Annotated in this window: 21 protein-coding genes, 1 tRNA gene and 1 pseudogene; 8 read left to right on the top strand and 15 right to left on the bottom strand. The window is 63.7% G+C overall.

The window, feature by feature from the left end; all coding sequences use genetic code 11:
• Positions 1-33: 33 nt before the first annotated feature.
• The 10 genes from nuoC to mepA all read right to left on the bottom strand — a co-directional run bounded on the left by nuoC (position 34) and on the right by mepA (position 8369).
• A complete protein-coding gene (gene nuoC, locus R2B70_RS11420; protein ID WP_042076566.1) occupies positions 34-1839 on the bottom strand; it encodes an NADH-quinone oxidoreductase subunit C/D in 1806 nt (601 codons plus the stop codon).
• Between the two features lie 2 nt (positions 1840-1841).
• Complete coding sequence (locus R2B70_RS11415) at positions 1842-2516, bottom strand: NuoB/complex I 20 kDa subunit family protein (protein ID WP_042076564.1); 675 nt, start codon at positions 2514-2516, stop codon at positions 1842-1844.
• Between the two features lie 29 nt (positions 2517-2545).
• Positions 2546-2950 carry an NADH-quinone oxidoreductase subunit A gene (locus R2B70_RS11410; RefSeq protein ID WP_042076561.1) on the bottom strand — a complete coding sequence of 135 codons (405 nt, stop codon included), beginning with the start codon at positions 2948-2950 and terminating at the stop codon, positions 2546-2548.
• A 260-nt stretch (positions 2951-3210) separates the two neighbouring features.
• Complete coding sequence (locus R2B70_RS11405; RefSeq protein ID WP_042076559.1) at positions 3211-4089, bottom strand: flagellar motor protein MotB; 879 nt, start codon at positions 4087-4089, stop codon at positions 3211-3213.
• Positions 4064-4822, bottom strand: coding sequence for a flagellar motor protein (locus tag R2B70_RS11400; RefSeq protein ID WP_042076558.1), 759 nt, complete (start codon positions 4820-4822; stop codon positions 4064-4066). Before R2B70_RS11400 ends, R2B70_RS11405 begins: the two co-directional genes overlap by 26 nt.
• Positions 4823-5373: 551 nt before the next feature.
• Positions 5374-5461 (bottom strand) — tRNA-Ser (locus R2B70_RS11395).
• A 145-nt stretch (positions 5462-5606) separates the two neighbouring features.
• Positions 5607-6224 (bottom strand): TPM domain-containing protein, encoded by a 618-nt coding sequence (locus tag R2B70_RS11390; RefSeq protein ID WP_042076556.1) that lies wholly within the window; start codon positions 6222-6224, stop codon positions 5607-5609.
• A gap of 22 nt (positions 6225-6246) precedes the next feature.
• Positions 6247-6981, bottom strand: a complete 735-nt coding sequence (locus R2B70_RS11385) for a TPM domain-containing protein (RefSeq protein ID WP_318161514.1) — start codon at positions 6979-6981, stop codon at positions 6247-6249.
• Positions 6978-7583: a LemA family protein gene (locus tag R2B70_RS11380; protein ID WP_042076550.1), complete on the bottom strand. Its 606-nt coding sequence runs from the start codon at positions 7581-7583 to the stop codon at positions 6978-6980. The genes R2B70_RS11385 and R2B70_RS11380 overlap by 4 nt, the downstream gene beginning before the upstream one ends.
• Before the next feature lie 42 nt (positions 7584-7625).
• Entirely contained in the window at positions 7626-8369 is a 744-nt protein-coding gene (mepA, locus tag R2B70_RS11375; RefSeq protein WP_318161513.1) for a penicillin-insensitive murein endopeptidase, read from the bottom strand.
• Between the two features lie 173 nt (positions 8370-8542).
• Between mepA and R2B70_RS11370 the strand changes: the two genes are divergently transcribed.
• Together R2B70_RS11370 and R2B70_RS11365 are read left to right on the top strand one after the other, a co-directional pair.
• Positions 8543-9085, top strand: coding sequence for a hypothetical protein (locus R2B70_RS11370; RefSeq protein WP_318161512.1), 543 nt, complete (start codon positions 8543-8545; stop codon positions 9083-9085).
• Positions 9086-9296: 211 nt separating this feature from the next.
• Positions 9297-9575, top strand: coding sequence for an RNA recognition motif domain-containing protein (locus tag R2B70_RS11365; protein ID WP_167335702.1), 279 nt, complete (start codon positions 9297-9299; stop codon positions 9573-9575).
• A gap of 70 nt (positions 9576-9645) precedes the next feature.
• Here the strand turns inward: R2B70_RS11365 and R2B70_RS11360 are convergent, their stop codons facing one another.
• Complete coding sequence (locus R2B70_RS11360) at positions 9646-10545, bottom strand: aldo/keto reductase (protein ID WP_216990433.1); 900 nt, start codon at positions 10543-10545, stop codon at positions 9646-9648.
• A 157-nt stretch (positions 10546-10702) separates the two neighbouring features.
• Here R2B70_RS11360 and R2B70_RS11355 point away from each other — a divergent pair, with 157 nt between their 5' ends.
• The 3 genes from R2B70_RS11355 (at position 10703) to ltaE (ending at position 12996) form a co-directional block, all read left to right on the top strand.
• The gene (locus tag R2B70_RS11355) at positions 10703-11110 is read left to right on the top strand and encodes an XRE family transcriptional regulator (RefSeq protein WP_257711690.1); all 408 of its coding nucleotides are present in this window, start codon (positions 10703-10705) and stop codon (positions 11108-11110) included.
• Between the two features lie 75 nt (positions 11111-11185).
• Complete coding sequence (locus R2B70_RS11350) at positions 11186-11893, top strand: short-chain dehydrogenase (RefSeq protein ID WP_318161511.1); 708 nt, start codon at positions 11186-11188, stop codon at positions 11891-11893.
• 86 nt (positions 11894-11979) lie between these two features.
• Positions 11980-12996 carry a low-specificity L-threonine aldolase gene (gene ltaE / locus R2B70_RS11345; RefSeq protein WP_318161510.1) on the top strand — a complete coding sequence of 339 codons (1017 nt, stop codon included), beginning with the start codon at positions 11980-11982 and terminating at the stop codon, positions 12994-12996.
• A gap of 63 nt (positions 12997-13059) precedes the next feature.
• Here ltaE and R2B70_RS11340 read toward each other — a convergent pair whose 3' ends face one another.
• From R2B70_RS11340 to R2B70_RS11325, 4 genes are all read right to left on the bottom strand, one after another.
• The gene (locus R2B70_RS11340; RefSeq protein WP_042076534.1) at positions 13060-13491 is read right to left on the bottom strand and encodes a PAS domain-containing protein; all 432 of its coding nucleotides are present in this window, start codon (positions 13489-13491) and stop codon (positions 13060-13062) included.
• Positions 13492-13544: 53 nt separating this feature from the next.
• Entirely contained in the window at positions 13545-14567 is a 1023-nt protein-coding gene (locus R2B70_RS11335) for a response regulator (RefSeq protein WP_318161508.1), read from the bottom strand.
• A gap of 46 nt (positions 14568-14613) precedes the next feature.
• Positions 14614-15558 (bottom strand): LysR family transcriptional regulator, encoded by a 945-nt coding sequence (locus tag R2B70_RS11330; RefSeq protein WP_042076529.1) that lies wholly within the window; start codon positions 15556-15558, stop codon positions 14614-14616.
• An 82-nt stretch (positions 15559-15640) separates the two neighbouring features.
• On the bottom strand, positions 15641-16342 hold the full coding sequence (locus R2B70_RS11325; protein ID WP_209792639.1) for a DUF2982 domain-containing protein: 702 nt from the start codon (positions 16340-16342) through the stop codon (positions 15641-15643).
• A 169-nt stretch (positions 16343-16511) separates the two neighbouring features.
• On the opposite strand from R2B70_RS11325, the gene R2B70_RS11320 reads away from it, so the two are divergent.
• The 3 genes and pseudogenes from R2B70_RS11320 to nfsA all read left to right on the top strand — a co-directional run bounded on the left by R2B70_RS11320 (position 16512) and on the right by nfsA (position 20961).
• A complete protein-coding gene (locus R2B70_RS11320) occupies positions 16512-18452 on the top strand; it encodes a putative bifunctional diguanylate cyclase/phosphodiesterase (RefSeq protein ID WP_318163346.1) in 1941 nt (646 codons plus the stop codon).
• Positions 18453-18606: 154 nt separating this feature from the next.
• Positions 18607-20168 (top strand): annotated as a pseudogene (locus tag R2B70_RS11315) (AbgT family transporter).
• Positions 20169-20235: 67 nt separating this feature from the next.
• Positions 20236-20961 carry an oxygen-insensitive NADPH nitroreductase gene (gene nfsA, locus R2B70_RS11310; protein ID WP_042076524.1) on the top strand — a complete coding sequence of 242 codons (726 nt, stop codon included), beginning with the start codon at positions 20236-20238 and terminating at the stop codon, positions 20959-20961.
• Positions 20962-21050: the final 89 nt, after the last annotated feature.

Below are 21050 nucleotides of genomic sequence, written 5' to 3'. Positions count from 1 at the left end.
TGCCCTTCGCCCCGTCGGTCGGGGCGAGAGGACTCAACGATCCACATCTGACATAACGAAATCGATACTGCCCAGGTAGACGATGAGATCCGACACCATCTGGCCGCGGATCACCGAGGGGATCTGCTGCAGGTGGGCGAAGCTCGGAGTGCGGATCCGGGTCCGGTAGCTCATGGTGGAGCCGTCGCTGGTCAGGTAATAGCTGTTGATCCCCTTGGTCGCCTCTATCATCTGGAAGGACTCGGCGGCCGGCATCACCGGGCCCCACGACACTTGCAGGAAGTGGGTGATCAGGGTCTCGATGTCCTGCAGGGTGCGCTCCTTGGGGGGCGGAGTGGTGAGCGGGTGATCCGCCTTGAACGGCCCTTCCGGCATGTTCTTCATGCACTGCTCTATGATGCGCAGGCTCTGGCGGATCTCCTCGATGCGCACGGTGGCGCGGTCGTAGGCATCTCCGTTGGCGCCCACCGGCACCTCAAACTCGAACTGATCGTAGCCGGAGTACGGGCGCCATTTGCGCACGTCGAAGTTGAGGCCGGTGGCGCGCAGACCGCCTCCCGTGGTGCCCCAGGCCAGCGCCTGCGCCGTGTTGTAGGCGGCGACGCCTATGGTACGGCCGCGCAGTATGCTGTTGCGCATGGCCGCCTTCTCATACTCCATCAGCCGCTTGGGCAGCCAGCTCAGCAGGTTGTCCTGGATGAGGCGGGCCCAGCCCACCGGCAGATCGTGGGCCACGCCGCCGATGCGGAACCAGGCCGGGTGCATGCGCGCGCCTGTGATGGCCTCGATGATGGTGTAGATCTTCTGCCGGTCGGTGAAGGTGAAGAAGACCGGGGTCATGGCCCCCACGTCCTGGATGTAGGTACCGAGGAACAGCAAGTGGCTCTGGATGCGGAACAGCTCCGCCATCATGACCCGGATCATGTCGACCCGGGCCGGCACCTTGATGCCTGCCAGCTTCTCGACCGCCAGCACATAGGGCAGGTTGTTCATCACCCCCCCCAGGTACTCGACCCGGTCGGTGTAGGGGATGTAGCTGTGCCAGGACTGGCGCTCGCCCATCTTCTCGGCGCCGCGGTGGTGGTAGCCGATGTCGGGCACGCAGTCGCGGATCTCCTCGCCGTCGAGCTGCAGCACCAGGCGGAAGGCGCCGTGGGCGGAGGGGTGGTTCGGGCCGAGGTTCAGGAACATGTAGTCCTCGTTCTCGTTGCCCCGGGCCATGCCCCACTCTTCCGGCTTGAACAGCAGGTTGTCCTGTTCCTGATCCTGCTTGACCGCATCGAGCATGAAGGGGTCGAATTCGGTGGCCCGTGCCGGATAGTCCTTGCGCAGCGGGTGGCCCTGCCAGCTCTTGGGCATCATGATGCGGGTCAGATGGGGGTGACCCTCGAAGGTGATGCCCATCAGATCCCAGACCTCCCGCTCGTACCAGTTGGCGTTGGGGAAGTGGCGCGTGACGGTGGGCAGGTTCAGGTCGCCCTCTTTGAGCGGCACCTTCAGCATGACGTCGGCGTTGCGGTCGATGGAGATGAGGTGATAGAAGACGGTGAAGTCGCTGTCCGGCAGGCCGTGGCGATGGCTGCGCATTCGCTCGTCGGTGGCGCTCAAGTCAAACAGCATCACGAAGGGGGAGGGCAGCTTTTTCAGGAAGCCCATCACGTCCAGCAGCAGCTCGCGGGAGAGCCAGATGACTGGCACGCCGGTACGGGTGCTCTGCACGGTGAAGCGTTCGGCCCCGAAGTGGGCGAACAGCTCGCCGACCACCTGGGCATCGCCATGATCTGAGGTCTGCCACTGGGCCATGGTGTAGTTGCTTGGGAATTCTCGAGTCAGTTTCATGGTCAGATCTCATCCGGCGTGCGCAGGTTGGTGACTTGGATGCGCTCGCCGCGCTTGCGATCCTTCTCGGCCTGCATCTGGGGACGGTAGATCCCCTGATCGCCGACCACCCAGGAGAGGGGACGGCGCTCCTTGCCGATGGAGTCCTGCAACAGCATCAGGGCCTGCAGGAAGGCCTCGGGACGGGGCGGGCAGCCCGGGATGTAGACGTCGACCGGCAGGAACTTGTCGACACCCTGAACGACCGAGTAGATGTCATACATGCCGCCCGAGTTGGCGCATGCTCCCATGGAGATGACCCACTTGGGTTCGAGCAACTGCTCATAGAGTCGCTGGATGACGGGAGCCATCTTGATGAAGGGGGTACCGGCGATCACCATGAAGTCCGCCTGACGGGGCGAGGCGCGAATGACTTCGGCACCGAAACGGGCCACGTCGTGGGGGGAGGTGAAGGCGGTACACATCTCCACATAGCAGCAGGAGATGCCGAAGTTGTAGGGCCAGAGGGAGTTCTTGCGGCCCCAGTTGACGGTGTCTTGCAGCACCTCTTCGAGACGCCCGATCATGATGCCGCGGGTCGCTTGCTGCGCCAGTGGATCATCGACGGTCTGGCGCTGTTCCTGGGGGTAGCGCTCGACGGGCGCATCCGGGTCAATCCGGGTCAGGGTGTACTTCATGGTGCAACCTCAAAGAGATAATCGGTAGTTCAGTCTGGTTTCTTGTCAGTCAGGACACGCTTCTTCGGGGCCCAGTCGAGGGCGCCGATGCGCCACAGGTAGATGAGGCCTACCAGCAGCAAGGTGATGAAGATGGTGGCTTCGATGAAGCCGACCCAGCCGCTCTCCCGCACGGAGACGGACCAGGCAAACAGGTAGAGCGCCTCGACATCGAAGATGACGAAGAACATGGCGACCAGATAAAACTTGGCGGAGAAGCGCAGGCGGGCGTTGCCGACAGAATCCACCCCGGATTCGAAGGGTTTGTTCTTGGCTCGACCATAGGCTCGCCCCCCCAGCAAGGCTGCCAGGCCTATCATGGTCAGGCAGATACAGATGGCGCCAATGATGTAGACAGCAAAAGCCCAATGCTGGACGGCAATATCAGCAAACATATAGGTTTTTCCCTAACCAAATTAATCATGTGACTTAACAAGGGTGTTACGTAGTATGCCACTTTCGTACTGATTTACATGTCATTTCAAAGGATTAATTATTAATCACCAAGATGAAAATCTGGTTTTGCTAGCGGGGTCAAGTTTCCCATTTGAGAGTCATTTTCAATAACGACCATGAGGTGCGGGAAATCGCGAGAACGTTTGAAAAATAAACTAATCAGCGCAAATGAAAGACCCCGCCAGGGCGGGGTCTGTTGTCAGGGGGTGAGGAGGGGAAGCGCCTGTTCGGCGGCCTTGCCCTGGGAGAGCACTATTTCCACCCGCCGGTTGGCCTGGCGGTGGGCCGGGGTGTCGTTGGGATAGCGGGGCTGGGTGTCGGCCACACCCTGGGCGATGACCCGGCGGGAGTCGAGCTTGGGGTTGGTCAGCAGGGTGTGGACTATGGTGGCGGCCCGCAGCACCGAGAGTTCCCAGTTGTTGCGGTAGAGTTCCACCGGGGCCTGGGAGTTGTCGGTGTGGCCGGTGACCACCACCATGCCGGGGATGTCCGCCAGCACGTCGGAGACCTTGTTGACCAGGGGGATGAACTGGGGCTGCAGGAAGGCCGAATCCGCCGGGAACAGGGTCTTCTCGCCGATGCGGATCACCAGCTGGCTGCCGAGCTGCTCCACCTCGATCTCCTTGGACTCGATCTGGCTCTTTAGCTGCTGCTCCAGCTTCTGCTTGGTGCTGGTGGTCCAGTCCTGCTCCTTGGTCTTGTGCGGCCAGGATTCGGTCGCGCTGGGTTTCTCGGACGCGCCTATGGTCTCGTTGAAGGGATCGGCGGCCGACGCGGGGGCCTCCGTCTCGAGCACTTTCTCCTTGTCGGAGGTCCCCGGCGTGGTCTTGGACTCGGGCTCCAGGATGCCGGTTCCCCCCTGCATCACGGGGGAGCCCGCGGGCAGGGAGATGAGGCCTATCTTGCCGAGGGATTCGATAAAGCCCTGGATCAGCACCCGGGTCTCCGACTGCTTGGCCATGGCGAAGGAGTAGAGCACCACGAACAGGGCAAACAGCAGGGTCATGAAGTCGGCATAGGAGACCAGCCAGCGCTCATGGTTCTCCGGCGCCTCAGCCTTTTTCTTTTTCGCCACCATGGCCTCCGAGGTAGGGTTCAAGGGTCACTTGCAGCCGCTGCTGTGACTCGCCGTCCACGATGCACAGGATGCCGGTCAGGGTCATCTCCTTGTAGTGGCGGATCTGGTGGGCGAAGCCCTTGTAGCGGTTGCCGAAGGGCAGGAAGATCAGGTTGGCGGCGCCCACCCCGTAGATGGTGGCGATGAAGGCCACCGCGATGGCGCCCCCCAGCTTGTCCGGCGCATCCAGCAGCCCCATGGCGTGAATGAGGCCGAACACGGCCCCGACGATCCCCATGGTCGGGCAGTAGCCCCCCATGGCCTCGTAGAATTTGACGGTCTGCTCGAGATCTTCCTGCTCGAACTCGATCTCGTTTTCCAGCACCTCGTGGATCTTGGTCTTCTCGTAACCATCCACCATCATCTGGACCCCCTTCTGCAGGAAGGGATCCTTGATGTCGTCGATCATCCCCTCCAGCGCCAGCATGCCGCTGCGCCGTGCGTTGCCCGCGAGGGTCTCGAGCAGCTGGGCCTGCTCCAGCATGTCGAGGCGCAGGGGAGAGATGAGCCACTTGAAGCGTTTGAAGGTTTTGCCGACGACCGAGAAGGGGAATTGAGTCAGCGCCGCCCCCACGGTCCCGCCGATGACGATAAGAAAGGCGGGCAGATCGAGCAGGGCGCTGGGATGTCCCCCTTCGATGATGTTGCCGCCCAGGATGGCAGCCAGGGCCAGCAGCAGACCAATCAGACTCATTTGTCCATATCCTATGCGATGTGTGTGGCTAGTGTAGCTATTTAACTATCAGTTTTTCAAAACGATATCCAATCGGTGAGCAAATATCCGGGGGGCTGCACCGACAGGGAGACACCTCCCTGTGTCGGCCAGAACGGGAAGATCATAAGGGCAGGAAAACGAGGATGACGGGCTTGTCCATCGGGCGCGATGGGGCGAGGGCGGGCTTGTGCAACGCTGGAAAGCGAAGGGGGGGGCTGTGGACTGCGTTTTGAGGCCAGTCGCCTTGTCTGCACCCGGTGAGGGGGCTGGCTTTTCCCTTGCGGCATTTGCGGGCAGGCCGGTGTGGAAAGCAAAAAACCGACCCTGAGGTCGGTTCTTTAGAATTTGGTGCTGGGTCGGGATTGATTCGCGCCGTCCCTGGCACTCGCCCTGCGGGCAGCCTGCGGCTGTCCAAGGGGGCTGTCCAAGGGGGCTGTCCTGCCCCCTTGTCGAACCAGGGTTAGAACCGAGCCGCCCATCACCGGATAAAGTAAAAGGGCCTGTCTTGCGACAGGCCCTTTTACTTTATTTGGCGGTGAGGGAGGGATTCGAACCCTCGATACGTTGCCGTATACACACTTTCCAGGCGTGCTCCTTCAGCCACTCGGACACCTCACCAAATTTTCGCTCACAGCGCCGTTGCGCCGGAACGGGGCGTAATGTAGGGGAAAGCGGGATTGGGGTCAATCATTTTTCCCCTTATTTTTCATCATCTTTATCGAATGCCTATCCCTTGAGCAGAATGCCGGTTTTTTAAACCCGATCAGGGTTTATCCAGGATGATCAGGCTGTCGGGCAGCTCGTTCTGATCCCGGGTGGCGGGGAAGGCATCGGTCAGGATGGCGCTGGTGCGCTCCACACATTCGAGGAAACCCTGCTCGACCTCCTTGTTGCGCACCCGTACCACGAAGTCGTCGATGATCTGCTGCCACTGGGCGTTGTCGATGTGCTGGGCGATGCCGTCATCCACCAGGATCTCCACGTAGTGCTCCGCCACCGAGACGAAGATCAGCACCCCGAGCCGGTCGCGGGTGCGGTGCAGCCCCTGCTCGACGAATTGCAGGCGGGCCATCAGGGCGGCGCGGTGCTGACGCACCTTCTTGGGAATGAGCCGCATCTTGATAGGGGTCCAGTGGAACAGCAGGCTCAGCAGCAGCCAGACCGACCACTGCACCAGCAGGATCTCGTACCAGCCGAGCCAGAAGCCGAGCTGGAACACCAGCAGGGGGGTGAGCATGGCCAGCAGGGCGGCCCACAGAGTCGGAATATAGCGATAGCCGTCGCTGGCGGGGGCCAGCACTGTGACCAATTCGGCGTCCGTGGCGAGCTCTGCCTGTCGCACCCTGGCCTGCAAGGTGTGGAAAAACTGTTTCGAAATCATTGTGTTGTCTCTTGCTCCCTGATTACCAACCGCCGGAGGCACCGCCGCCGCCAAAACTGCCGCCGCCGCCACTGAAACCGCCACCACCGCCAGAGCGGCCGCCAAAGGATCCGGCACCGAATCCACCGGCCAGGTAGGCGGCGCGGCGACGACCGCGGCCGCCACCTCCACCCCCCCCGCGCAGGTGGTGCAGCACTATCATCGCAATCACCACCAGGATGAAGAGCCAGGGGCCGCCCGGCTTATCCTCCTTGCTGGTGTTGTCCACGGGCTGATACTCCCCGGCCAGGGCCTGCATGATGCCCTGGCTGCCGGAAACGATGCCGGCCACCATGTCGCCGCGCTTGAAGGCGGGCAGGATCCGGGTCTGGATGATGTTGGCGGCGATGGCATCGGGCAGGGCCCCTTCCAGGCCATACCCCACCTCGATGCGCACCTTGCGCTCGTCTTGGGCGATGAGCAGCAGGACGCCGTTGTCCTTGCCCTTCTGGCCGATCCCCCAGTGACGGCCAAGCTGGTAGCCGTACTCCTCTATGGTCTCGCCATCCAGGCTGTCGATGGAGACCACCACCAGCTGGATGCCGCTGCGCTGCTCGAAGGCGGCCAGTTGCTGGGTCAGCTGGTGGGCCTGCTTGCGGGACATCAGGTTGGCCTCGTCCACCACTCGCCCGGTGAGGGGCGGGAAGTCGGGGGCGGCCTGCAGTGCCGAGGCAAAGAGCAGCAGGCAGAGCGCCAGCCAGCGTTTCATCTGGTTCATTGGAAGCTGACCTTGGGCGCCTCATCGGTGCCGGGTTTGGCGCTGAACGTGGGTTTGGCCTCCAGATCCGAGTAGAGCAGCTTGGACCAGATGACCCCGGGGAAGGTGCGGATCTCGGTATTGAACTGGCGCACCGCCTCTATGTAGTCCCGCCTGGCCACCGCGATGCGGTTCTCGGTGCCCTCCAACTGGGCCTGCAGGGTGAGGAATTGCTGATCGGCCTTCAGATCCGGGTAGCGCTCGACCACCACCATCAGGCGGGAGAGGGCGCTGGAGAGCTGATCCTGGGCGGCCTCGAACGCCTTGAGCTGGGAAGGGTCGCTCACCTGCACGCTGCCGACCCGGGCACGGGCATCGGTCACCGCCTTCAGGGTCTCCTGCTCGTGGCTGGCGTACCCCTTGACGGTGGCCACCAGGTTGGGAATGAGGTCGGCCCGGCGCTGGTACTGGTTCTCCACCTGGCCCCAGCTCGCCTTGACCTGCTCGTCCAGGGTCGGAATGGTGTTCACGCCGCAGCCGGTCAAGCCCAGCAGCAGGGTCAGGGTCAGCAGGACGCGGGTGCTCCGCTGCCAGAGTGAAGTGGCCATCTTGTTGTTCTCCATTGAGATTTTTAGCGGATATCGGCTCACCATAACAGTTTGTGGTCAGCCCTCACAACGCCTGGGCAGCACGGGGGCGCGGTAGCTCATCGACACCTTGGGCAACTGGGGCTTGTCCTTGAGCCAGGAGGCCAGCTCCTCCCCGCAGCCGTTGCCGGGGGGGATGGGGGCCTGGGGCTGGCAGTCCGGGCTGTTCGCCGGGCAGCGCAGGCGCACGTGAAAGTGGCTGAAGTGGCCGACCCAGGGGCGCAGCTTGGCGACCCAGGGTTCACCGGGAGCCTGCTTGCACACCTCGGCCTTGATGACGGGGTTGACGAAGATGCGCGCCACCTCGGGGCGATCGGCCGCGAGGCGCAGCAGGTTGAGCTGCCGCGGGCCGAATCGGCCGGGCAGCATCCGGTAGCTGGGCTCGTCGATCAGCGCCCACTCCCTGGGGGCATCCTGCTCCCATTTGCTGATGGGCCTGTCGGCCATCCGGAACCAGATGTCCGCATCGAGGCCGGTCTGGTGGCTGCGATGGCCAGAGGTGAAGGGGCCCCCCTGCATCATGGCGAGATCGGCGATGTAGAGATCCGGCATGCCGGCCAGCCGGGTCCGGCTCGCCAGCCCCTGCAGGTAGTGAATGAGAGCCGGGTGGCCGTAATAGCGCAGTCGCTTGCTGCGGATCACCTGATAGCCAGGGCCTTCGAGCGGCAGGGCCACGGCATTTTTCAGGCAGCCGGCCGAGTAGCCGCCGATGGCTTCGGCATAGAGTGCGCTGGTGGTGAACAGCAGGGCGGTGGCGAACATGGGACTCCCGGGGATGGCGCCCTGTACGGGCTCAGACAGCCCCAAGCATACCAAGAGTGCCTGCCGGCCGTCATCCGCGCCGCGCATCGGTTGCAACGCGCGGGCCGGCTCGCGCACAATGCGCGGCAACGCGAAACGGCATGGCCGTTTGCATCACATGAGGAGAAGGACACATGAGAGTCAGCGAGCTGGCGACGCAGGAGAACGTGAACTGGCTGATGCCCCCGGCCCGGCGCTTCTACGGGGTCATGAGCGTCTTGTTGCTGGCGAGCCTGGGCACAGTAGTGGCCGCGCTCTGGCTGGGGTATCCCGAGATGGGGCTGCTGCCCTGGGTGGGGCTGGTGTTTGGCGGCATAGTGCTGGTGATGATGGCGTTGCCGCGCAACTGGCAGCGGTGGCGGCTGGCGGAGCTCGCCTGGGATGAGAGCCACCTCTATCTGCTCAACGGCGGCGAGGACAGGGCGCTGGCCCTGCCCAGAGCCGCGCTGGTGGCCATGGTGCGGGAGCGCAAGGTGGGTCACGACGGCCAGTGGCTCGATGTCAGCCTGGATCTGGGGCTGGATGACGAGGCCCTGGCCGAGGCCACCGCCTTGCTGGGGTTGACCCGGGAGGGCACCCACGAGGTGGCCCCCGGGGTCTATCGTTTCGGCTTCAAGCGGGCGTGGCACGGCCGCCGTGCGCTGGACAGGCTGCTGGCCACCCTGCACCCGGCCTGACTATTTTCTCGACAATTCAACCCAAAGCTCAGATACTGCCTCTGATCCGATTTGATCTTTTCTGCTCCGATAATCCAAGAGATCAACCACTTGGAATGCGAAGCGGGAAGTGCCACGGCATGATGCCATGGCGGGTCCGGCAGGGGGTTGTGCCCTTACTCCCTGATCGGTGGATGCATAGACAAGGCACCTTGAATCGAGAGTGGATGGCATGAAGATTTACGTAGGTAATCTGTCGTACCGGATGACGGCCGACGAACTGACAACCGTGTTCAGCCAATTTGGGCAGGTAGACAAGGTCGATATCATCATCGACCGGGATACCGGTCAGTCCAAGGGTTTTGGCTTCATTGAAATGCCTGTCAACGGGGATGCCGAGAAGGCCATCGCCGGGCTGCATGGCACCGAGGTCGGCGGCCGCACCATCACGGTCAATCAGGCCAAACCGAAGACAGATGCACCCCGTGGTCGCCCCCAGCGCCATCGTTGAATCGTCTCGATAACGGAAAACGGCATGGATTGCTCCATGCCGTTTTTGTTTTCACTGTCCTCTGGCGGGATCAGGGCACATCGTACCCCAGGGCCGCCTTGCGGATGCGGAACCACTGCTGACGGCTGAGCTGGATGGACTCGGCCGCCACGGCGGCGGCGATCCGCTCCCGCTTGCCCGAGCCGATGAGCGGCAGCGGCTGGCTCGGCAGCATCATCACCCAGGCGTAGACCACCTGCTCGATATGCTGGGCGCCCACTTCCTGTCTGATCTGCTCGAGCTCTGCGCGCAGGGCGCCACAGGCGGGATCGTTGAACAGTCGCCCGCCGCCGAGGCAGGACCAGGCCATGGGCTTGATGCGCAGCTGCTGGCACTGATCCAGGGCGCCATCCAGGGTGCCTTCCTGATGCAGCGGCGAGATCTCCAGCTGGTTGGTGACCAGGGGGAAGGGCAGGCGGGACTGCAGCAGCGCGAACTGATGGGGCGTGAAGTTGGAGACCCCGGCGTGCTTGATCTTGCCCGCCTGCTTGAGCGCGATGAAGGCCTCGGCCACCTCGTCGGCGTTCATCAGGGGGTCGGGGCGGTGGATCAGCAGCAGATCCAGGTGATCGGTGCCGAGCTTTTGCAGGGAGGCTTCGGCACTGGCGACGATGTGCGCCTTGCCGGTGTTGTAGTGGTTCAGGGCGTGGGCCGGGTTGGCGGTGAGGGCGATGCCGCACTTGCTGACGATTTCCATCTTGTGGCGCAGGGAGGGCTCCAGGCGCAAGGCATGGCCAAAGGCCTCCTCGCACTGGTAGCCGCCGTAGATGTCGGCGTGATCTATGGTGGTGACCCCGAGGTCCAGGTGGTATTTCATCAGATCCAGCAGGGCGGCCGGGGAGAGCTGCCACTCCATCAGGCGCCAGTAGCCCATGATGAGGCGGGAGAAGGTGGGGCCCTGATCGTGCAAGGCGAGGCGGGATACGGACATGGTGACTCCTCTACGGATAACGAGACGACAACGAAAGGGACAAAGAATATTGCCAGCATCTTGGTCTCTTCCGGCGGACAAGGCAATAATGCCCCCTGCGTGAATTCGAACTATGGTTCTGAGCCTCCCAGGGGGCCGGCATGACGGAGAGAGTGTGATGGAAGGATTTGCCGCCAGGCTGCAGAGCCTGATCGGGGAGGGCAGCGTGAGCGCCTTCGCCCGCAAGGTGGGGCTGAGCGAGGCCCTGATCCGCAAATATCTGAAGGGGGCCGAGCCCGGCCTTGGCAAGGCGAACCAGATCGCCATGGGGGCCAACTGCTCCCTGGAGTGGCTCGCCACCGGTTGCGGCTACCTCTATCGTCAGGCCGAGGTGGTGGACAGGGACGCGCTGGCGGCGGCGGGGTCCCTGGTGCAGGAGAAACGCCCCGGGCAGCCGATGCCGGACGAGGAGCAGCTGGTGACCCTGCTCGCCTACTACCAGTTTCTGCGCAGCCACAAGCAGGCGGACGGTTTTCTGGATCTGGCGCGGGCGCGGGAATTCGGCCGCCATCTGGCGGAGGCCTGAGCCCGGGGGCTGCATGCGGCAGCCCGCCATTCTTCTGATACCCTCTAAGCAGTGAACAAATCCAAGGACACGCAGATGAGCTATCTGATCCTGGGCAGTGGCGGGTTGGGGATCGCGCTGGCCCATGAGCTCGCCAGGCGGGGCGACGAGTGGCTGCTGGCGGGCAGGCAGTTGCCCAGGGGGCTGGATCCCGCCTGTTACTTCCCGCTGCAGGAGGTGGACCCGCTCTCCTTCGAGGCCCTGTTCACCCTCTATGACGGGGACTCCCTGCCCACAGTGGTGATCAACACCATAGGCCTGCTGCACGATCTCACCCACATGCCGGAGCGGCGGGTAGAGGAGGTGGAGCCGGGGTGGCTCTGCGAGAGCCTGCAGGCCAATGCCTGGCCCCACCTGGCCCTGGGGGCCAGCCTGAGCAGGCTGATGACGTCCGAGAGCCGGCTCTGGCTCTGCACCCTCTCCGATCTGGCGGGTAGTCTGGGGGCCGCCCATCAGGAGCCCATGCGCCGCTACAGCTACCGGATGAGCAAGGCCGCCCTCAACATGGGATCCCGGATCTTGGCGGGGGAGTGGGCCGAACGTTTTCCGGGTGCCGGCGTCATCACTGTGCACCCCGGGCTCATGGATACCCCCATGCAGCAGCCCTTCCGCCAGGAGACGGATCCGGCCCTGCTGCAGGATCCCGCCCTGGTGGCCCCTCGGCTGCTGGATCTCATCGGCACCCTCACCCCGTCCCAGTCCGGCAGCTTCTTGGATCTGCAGGGCCAACCGCTGCCCTGGTAGACCGCCGGGCTCACATTCCCGCCTCCCGTTTCTTGCCAGTCGGGTCCCGGCTGGTTAATGTCATCGTCCTGCATCAGGAGGATGACATGCGCTATATCGATTTACGAAGTGATACCGTGACCCAGCCCACGGAGGCCATGCGCCAGAGCATGCTGCATGCCGAGGTGGGCGATGATGTCTACGGGGAAGATCCCAGCATCAACGCGCTGGAGCGCCGGGGGGCGGAACTGCTCGGCAAGGAGGCGGCCCTGTTCGTGCCATCCGGCACCATGTCCAACCTGCTGGCCATGATGAGCCACTGCCAGCGCGGGGAAGGGGCCGTGCTAGGAGCGGCCTCCCACATCTATCGCTACGAGGCGCAGGGCTCCGCGGTGCTGGGCTCGGTGGCGCTGCAATCCGTCACCATGCAGGCGGACGGGACCCTGGCACTCGAGGACGTGCGGGCCGCCATCGCACCCGACGACGCCCACTTCGTCCAGACGCGCCTGGTCTGCCTCGAGAATACCCATAACGGCAAGGTGCTGCCCCTGCACTACCTGCACGCCATGCGCGAGTTCGTCGACGAGCACGGCCTGGCGCTGCACCTGGACGGCGCCCGCCTGTTCAATGCGGTGGTGGCGAGCGGGGAGCCGGTGGCGGCCATCGCGGCCCCCTTCGACAGCATCTCCGTCTGCCTCTCCAAGGGGCTGGGGGCACCGGTCGGTTCCCTGCTGGTGGGCTCCCATGCCTTCATCGCGCGGGCCAGACGGCTGCGCAAGATGCTGGGGGGCGGCATGCGCCAGGGGGGGATCCTGGCCCAGGCGGCCCTGTTCGCCCTGGATCAGCACGTGACCCGGCTGGCGGACGATCACCGCCGCGCCAGGCGCCTGGCGCAGGGGCTGGCCGCCTTGCCGGGTATAGAGCTCAGTGGCGGTGAGGTGCAGACCAACATGGTGTTCCTGCGCCTGGCGAAGGGGGAGAGTGCAGAGCTGCTCGCCTTCATGAAAGAGCGCGGCATCCTCTTCTCCGGCTACGGGGAACTCAGGCTGGTCACCCACCTGCAGATCACCGACGACGACATCGACGAGGTGATCGACGCGTTCACCGAGTTTGTGAGCGACTGAGTGCGGTCACCACCATACAACAAGGGCGCCTGATGGCGCCCTTGTTGTGGTCGTTCTGCGGGATCAGCCCTGGCGCTGGCCTGTGATCAGCATGGCCTCGTCGGTGGCGTCGTAGATCATCACGGCAAGGTGGGTGACCTCGCCAGTGAAGTCGGCCAGGGGGACCAGGGTCAGGTTCTGGTACATGTAGGGGGCCGAGCCCGTGATGGGGCGGTAGTTGGAGAAGCGCAGCAGATAGGGGCGCTGCTCCCAGGTGCTGAAGGCCCGGTTGTTGAGCTTGAACACCATGTTGGCCTTGCGTTCGAACCAGGCCTTGTCCACGTCGGGGAAGAGCGCAAACAGTCCCTGATCGCGCACCTCGCCGGCCAGCCGTCCGCTGTGGCTCTCCATGAAGCCGTTCCACACCTGGATCCTGTACTCCCTGTCGAGCACGACCAGCCCCACGTCCAGGTTCTGGACTATGTTCATCAGCCAATGAAATTCCCGAATTTCCATGGTCACTCCTGGTGGTTGTGCCTGGGTTGATGGTTGCTGCCGCCGGGGAGCGGTCAGAGCATATGCATGATCTTGTGGTTCATGGTGGCGATGGAGTCTTCGGTAAACAGCAGCAGCAGGTCGCACTGCACCGCGTAGCCCTGCACCCGGTAGTTGATCTCGATGGCCAGGGTGCGGCGCCAGCGGCTCTGGTTGGTGCGAATGAGTTCCTGGATGGGCCTGTGCTGGCCCAGCACCACGGGGTGGCCCTGGCTGAAGGGGGTGTCGAGCTGGTTGGCATAGCCGCGCAGGAAGGCGCCGATCAGCACGTTGGCGGTATCCATCAAGAGCTCCAGCTCGGCGTTGTGATCCAGCGTCCCCTGATGGTTCATCAGCCGCGCCATATCCTGGAAGCTGGCGTCGTGGAACAGCAGGAGTGCCTCGCCGGCGATACCGGCACCGATGAAGCCCTGGCAGACCGCGGAGAGGGTGTCCGACTCGGCGGCCGCCGAGAGCGCCATGTGCAGCTCGGAAACCTCCAGCACGTTGACGTTCGGGATGGGGAGCTGAACGAAGGCATCCAGCAGACGGGCCAGCAGATCCGCCCCCTGGCCCATGGCGACGTTGGCGAGCTCCTGATAGACATCCCGCAGCTCGGGGGTGAGCAGGGCGGGGGCGTCGACGGGGGCGTGTCCGGCAACGGGCTGGGTGGGGGAGAGGGGCGCCCGCACCGCCGGCTGCCACAGGCCGTGCCGCTGGAGCAGGGCAAGCAGGGTTTCCGGGGAGGCCGGCTTCTTGATGAAGTCGAGGGCCCCGAGCGCCATGACGCGCTCGTGGGCTTCCGGCTGGATGTCGCCGGAGACCACGATCACCTTGCTGCGCAGCCCCTCCTGCCGGAGGGTCTCCAGCACGCCGTAACCGTCCATCTCGGGCATGGTGAGATCCAGAAAGATGAGGTCCCCGTGGCCCATCAGGATCTGCTCGACGCCCTCCAGGCCGTCGGCGGCCTGGTGCAGGGTGACAGGCCAGTCGGCAGGCAGGGCGCGCACCAGCTGTTTGCGTGCGAACCCGGAGTCATCACATATCAATACATTCATAGTGTTAGCCGACCTGTGCAACGAGGATTGCGCTAAGTGTGGGTCATCAGCCGTCAGATGCAACGGGCAGCGGCAGCGCCGGTAAAAATTGATCGTCCCGCCGATGAGTGCGATAGCGTGCGGAATATTTCTCGACGAAATCGGCGAACATCTTAACACGCAACGGGGTGAACTGGGGCTGGCAATGGAGCATGTAGAAGGGACGCTTCCCCGATTGCCAGTCCGGCAGCACAGGGACCAGCTGCGCATCCTGCAGGAAAGGGTGCACGTAGTGCTGCGGGGCGTTGACGATGCCGAGGTGGCGCCGGGCCGCCCGCACCGCGGCCTGGGTCTGATCGATGCAAAGGCGGGGAGGGCGCTTGATGCAGACCGTCTGCTCGTCCCGTCCGCTCAACTGCCAGTACTGATGGGGCCAGCAGTGAATGAGGTCGTGCTCTTCCAACTGGGTCGGATGGGAGGGGACCCCCTTCTTCTCGAGATAGAGGGGGGAGGCGAAGAGGCCGTACTCGATGTGGCCCAGGCAGAGGGCATTGGGCAGGGTCTGGGAGAGCTCGCCGTTGAAGAAGACCAGGTCCCTGTCCTGATCGCAGTGGGGGGCATGGTCATTGGCCTGGCGGATGTCGAACTGCACCCCGGGATAGCGCAGGCCGAAGTCGGCCAGCATGTCGACCAGTATGGTGTTGGAGAGGGCGATGGGGGCGGCGAGACGGATGAGGCCGCTGATGTCCGTCTCCTCTCCCCGGATCTCGCCGGTGGCCTGCTCGATCTCGGCCAGCGGCGTGCACAGGCGTTCGTAGTAGCGCAGCCCCTCGTCGGTGAGGCGCAGCTTGCGGGTGGATCTGTGCAGCAGGCTGCATCCGAGCTGCTCTTCCAGTTGGGAGATCCGTCGACTGATGGTGCCGGTGGGCATGCCCAGCGCGGTGGCGGCGTGGGAGAAACCGCCCTCTTGCACCACCTTGACGAACAGATAGAACTCTTCGATGTACTTCATAAGCGGTTCAGGGGGTGTTCTGGCTGTGACAAACCAGTGACCTTATGAAGAGTCACCAGGCTTGGCAAGCGCAATCCGGCGTTTAATTGATCTGGATTAGATTCGACTCGCGCTGGTATTGATGGAGCAGATGGACGAAGTCGGCGGGGGGTCTGTCCAGGCTGTTGTCCGGCACCAGCAGGTCGTAGCCCAGCAGATCCCGCAATCGGGTCATGCGGTTGCCCAGCATGGCGATCACTCCCTCGTAATGCCGGCCCGAGGGGGAGCGAAAGCGGCTCTCTTCCAGCAGACCCTCTCCCAGCAGCCCGCTGCCGCAGCCCCCGAGGGGGCAATCTGGGCGCTCGCTCTGCATGGCCTGCAGCAGCACGGCGCGCTGCTCGGTCAGCAGGCGGACGGCGAGCCTGGGTGTGATCAGCGTCAAAAAAGCGTCGTAATCCTTGATCTTCAGGCCTATGTAGGGCAACGCCACCAGATCCCACCCCAAATGGATACGCGGTTGGTCAATTCGCTGAATATTTCTCCATTTCAGTATCCAGCCGCCGTACTTGTGGTGATATTGCAGGCAATCCTGACACAAAGAGAGACTAAAATGAGGCTCACCCAGTTTCAGCGCCCCGACAAGAACTGTCACCAGGCCCGCCAGGAGGAGGGAAATGGCGGGCATTAGTAGTTGTTCACGAAGGAAAAAAAGTATAAAAATCATAGCAATGGTTATAACCATGCCCAACAATACCAGTGTGAGTCCATTTCTTCTGACCATGGGGATCACATGTAGCGTTTTCATATGATTTCGGCCTTTTTTCACATGCTCGTTACCCGATTATGGGCCGGAACGGATTTTGTACCAGCGCGATCGCTCCTGCCAGAGGGGGATCCCGGCTGGTTCGGCCATGAGTTTTCAGCATGAATCATCACTCAACATGAATACGCTAGACGAACGCCTGCTCACCGTGATGGACGTGCTCCACACGCCAGTCTGGGTCTACGACATCCAGCGTCATCATATTTACTGGGCCAATGGTTCCGCGCTCGGGCTGTGGGAGGCGAGCTCCCTTGCCGAGCTGCAGTCCCGGGACTTCTCGGCCGACATGGCTGCCGCCATCGACCTGCTGCTGCAGCGTTATCTCGGGGATTTTCAGCAGGACCGCAGTTACAACGAGTGGTGGACCCTCTCTCCCAAGGGGGTCAAGAAGCAGGTCTACTTGCGCCTCTCCGGCATCCAGCTCGCCGGACGGCAGATGATGATGGCGGAGGCGGTCATCGATGCGGACACCCTCTATCAGGAGTCTTCCCTCGCCACCGGCGATACCCTGGCCTGCCTGTTTGACAACGAGGGGCGACTCGAGAGCGGCAACCATCACTTCGACATGTGCTTCGGTGGCGGCGTCCAGAGCCTGCCCCAGATCTTCTCCGGTGCGGACGAGGCCTTCTATCGTCGCCTCTCCCGTCTGGACGAGGTGGTGGCCGAGGGGGAGTGCCGCACCCAGAAGGGGATGCGCTGGTTCCAGTACCAGTTCCGCCACATCCAGCAGGGGGCGCGGATCCTGCTCACTATGAGGGACATCACGGATCGCAAGCTCGAGGAGCTCGAGCACCGCCACCTGGCCTGGCACGACTCCCTCACCGGGCTGCTCAACCGCTATGGGCTGATGAAATCCCTCGAAGCCTACTGCGGCATGGGGGGGCGCTTCGCCCTGGTGTTCATGGACTTGGACAACTTCAAGCTGGTCAACGACAACTACGGCCACAAGGCGGGGGATCGCCTGCTGGAGCGGGTGGCCGGGCGGCTCAAGCAGATCTGCCCGCGGGACGTGGAGCTGGCGCGCCTGGGCGGGGACGAATTCACCGCCCTGGTGCCCCTCAGCCAGGCCAGTGAGCGGGCCCAGGAGGTGGCGGATCTCATGCTCTCCCAGATGAGCAAGCCGCTGCAGCTGAGCGGCGTGCCTGAGGTCACCATAGGCGGCAGCATCGGCATCGCCATCTACCCGGACGATGCCGATGACGGCGACAACCTCATCACCCGCGCCGACATGGCCATGTACCAGGCCAAGCAGATGGGGCGCCTGCGCTGGCAGCGCTTCACTCCCAGCATGCAGCAGAGCCTGCACCGCAAGCTGACCCTGAAGCAGTTTCTGGCCAAGGCCGTCGGCCGGGGGGAGCTCAGCCTGCGCTATCAACCCCAGGTGGACGTGGCCCAGCAGCGGCTCATCGGGCTGGAGGCGCTGGTGCGCTGGTACAACCCCGTGCTCGGCCACGTCTCGCCGGCGGAGTTCATCCCGCTGGCCGAGGAGATGGGCCTCATCCGCGAGATAGGGAGCTGGGTGCTCTCCACCGCGCTGGCCCAGATGGGGGAGTGGCAGCGCCAGTGGCAGCGGCGGGTGCCTGTCTCGGTCAACCTCTCGGGCTTCCAGCTCTCCGCGGCCCTGCCCGAGCTGGTGGCCCAGCAGCTCGAGGAGTTCGGGGTCGATGCCGGCCTGCTGACCCTGGAGCTGACCGAGACGGTGCTGATGCTGGACATGAAGGGCTGCATCGAGATCCTCGACGCCCTGAGCGAGCAGGGGATCAAGATCGCCATCGACGATTTCGGCACCGGCTACTCGTCGCTCGCCTACCTCAACCGCCTGCCCATCGACACCATCAAGCTGGACCGCTCCTTCGTGGTCGGCCTCAACCTGCCGGTGATCCGGGCCACGGTGGCCATGGCCACCAGCCTGGGGCTCGGGATCCTGGCGGAAGGGGTGGAGGACGAGCACGAGCTGGCGGCCCTGCAGGCCCAGGGTTGCCACGTCTTCCAGGGATTCCTGTTCAGCCCGCCCATGACCCCGGAAGAGGTGGTGGCATCTGGGTTCGGCGTCCGGTGCCGGATCGGTCACTATCCGCTGGCAAGTCGTTGAGATCCTTGCCGATAAGTGTGCGGCATGTCCCATTTATGAAGTGTGACATGCCAAATTAAACATAATTAATCGAATATTTGTCTCATATCATGGGATTCATTAGACGTTATCGCTAGCCTGCGCGCTCATTTCCTGGTCATGGAGTATCACCACAATGAGTCAAGCCGCAGTGAACGAGCGTCCCGCCAGCCCGGGTGGCTGGTTGAACCGCTTCCTGAACGGGGTCGAGAAGGCGGGCAACAAGCTGCCGGATCCCGCCATGCTGTTCCTCTACGCCCTGCTGATCGTCTGGGTCGGCTCCTGGGTGCTCTCCCAGTTCACCTTCGATCTGGTCAACCCCCGCACCGGGGAGGCGGTGGTGGTCAACAACCTGCTGACCGGGGCGGGCCTGGCCGAGTTTCTCGCCAGCATGGTCACCACCTTCACCGGCTTTGCGCCGCTTGGCATCGTCCTGGTGGCCATGCTGGGGGTCGGGGTCGCCGAGCAGTCCGGCTTCATCAACACCGGCCTCAAGAAACTCCTGAAGGTCACCCCGGCGCGCTTCCTGACCCCCATGCTGATCCTGGTGGCCATCGTCAGCCACACGGCGGCGGATGCGGGCTATGTGCTGGTGATCCCCATCGGCGGCATCATCTTCCACGCGGCGGGTCGCCACCCGCTGGCGGGGATCGCCGCGGCCTTTGCCGGGGTTTCCGGCGGCTTCGCCGCGAACTTCCTCCCCTCCGGCGGGGACGCCTTGCTGCAGGGGTTCACCCAGTCGGCCGCCCAGCTGCTCGACCCCGGCTACATGGTCAACACCCTGTGCAACATCATCTTCACCGGTGCCTCCTCCCTGCTGATCATCTGCGTGGGCTGGTTTGTCACCGAGCAGGTGGTGGAGCCGCGTCTCAGGCACGTCGCGCTCAACGAGGATCTGGCGAGCGCCGACGAGATGGGGCGTTACAGCGCACGGGAGAGCCGAGCCTTCAACTGGGCCGGCTTCGCCATGCTGGCGGCCGTGGTGCTGCTGGGGCTGGCTCTGTCGCCGGGCGACTCGCCGCTGCGGGCGCCGGACGGTTCTCTCACCACCTTCGCCGCCCCTGTGATGAAGTCCATCGTGCCCCTCATCTTCCTGCTCTTCATCCTGCCTGGCATCGTCTACGGCTTCGTGGCGGGAGCTTCGGGAGCGGCAAGGACGTGATCGATGCCATGTCCGCCACCATGAACAAGATGGGCTCCTACATGGTGATGGCTTTCTTCTGCGCCCTCTTCATCAAGGCGTTCGGTGACTCCAACCTGGGAACCCTGCTGGCCCTCTCCGGCGCCGAGGTGCTGCACGCCCTGGCACTGCCCGGCGAGGTGACCATAGTCGGCATGATACTGCTCACCGCCACCGTCAATCTGGTGGTGGGCTCGGCCTCCGCCAAGTGGGCCCTCATCAGCCCCATTCTGGTGCCCATGCTGATGGCGGTGGGGATCTCGCCGGAGCTGACCCAGGCCGCGTATCGGGTGGGGGATTCCGCCTCCAACATCATCACCCCGCTGATGGTCTTCTTCCCCCTGGTGGTGGTCTATTGCCAGCAGTACGTGAAGAGCACGGGCATCGGTACCCTGGTTTCCATGATGCTGCCCTATTCCCTGGCCTTCCTGGTGAGCTGGACGTGCTTCCTGCTGCTCTACTGGGCGCTGGGGTTCCCGCTCGGGTTGCAGGCTCCCTATGTCTATCCTGCCCCCTGAGGGCGGCGAGGGGCCTTGGGCCCCTCGCTTTTTTTGGGTACAGTGTGGCCTCCACTGCGGAGGTACCATGAACCCGACCATCGATCTCATCCTTTCCCATCGCTCCATTCGCCAGTTCACGCCGGAGCCCGTCAGTGCCGAGCAACTCGATCAGATCCTGAGCGCCGCCCAGAGCGCCGCCAGCTCCAGCTTCCTGCAGGCCAACAGCATCATCCGGGTCACCGACAAGGGGCTGCGCGCCAGTCTGGCCGAGCTGGCCGGCCACCAGGCCTACGTGGCCGAGGCGGCGGAGTTCCTGCTGTTTTGTGCCGACTACCAGCGCCACAGCCAGATAGTACCGGAGGCCCGGACCGGCTTCGTGGAGCAGCTCCTCATCGGTGCCATCGACGGCGCCCTGATGGCACAGAATGCGCTGCTGGCCGCCCAGTCCCTGGGGCTGGGCGGTGTCTATATCGGCGGCATCCGCAACAACCCGGCCGCGGTGAGCGAGCTGCTGGGGCTGCCCCATCAGGTGATCCCCCTATTCGGCCTCTGCCTGGGCCATCCCGCCCAGCAGCCCGAGCAGAAGCCGCGGCTGCCCCGTGCCCTGGTGGTGCACGAGAACCGCTATCCAGAGACGCTCGATCGCGCCCTGCTGGCCCAATATGATCGGCAGATCCACGACTACTACCAGGCGCGCAGCAGCAACAACAAGGAGCAGACCTGGAGCGGGCAGATCAAGGCCATCCTCGGCAAGGAGGCCAGACCCTTCATGCTGGGCTTCCTGCAGTCGAAGGGTTTTTGCCTCAAGTAATGGAGGCGGCGGGCGATATGGAGCATGACGCCATGGAGATGGCTGTCACTTGGTTGCGTTGTTGTGAGACAAGCTGGGATCTGGACGCT

The sequence above is a fragment of the Aeromonas sp. XH genome, from assembly GCF_033348475.1.
Taxonomy (GTDB): domain Bacteria; phylum Pseudomonadota; class Gammaproteobacteria; order Enterobacterales; family Aeromonadaceae; genus Aeromonas; species Aeromonas sanarellii.
The sequence above is the reverse complement of the archived record's forward strand: the minus strand, read 5'-3'. Positions and strand labels throughout refer to the sequence as shown.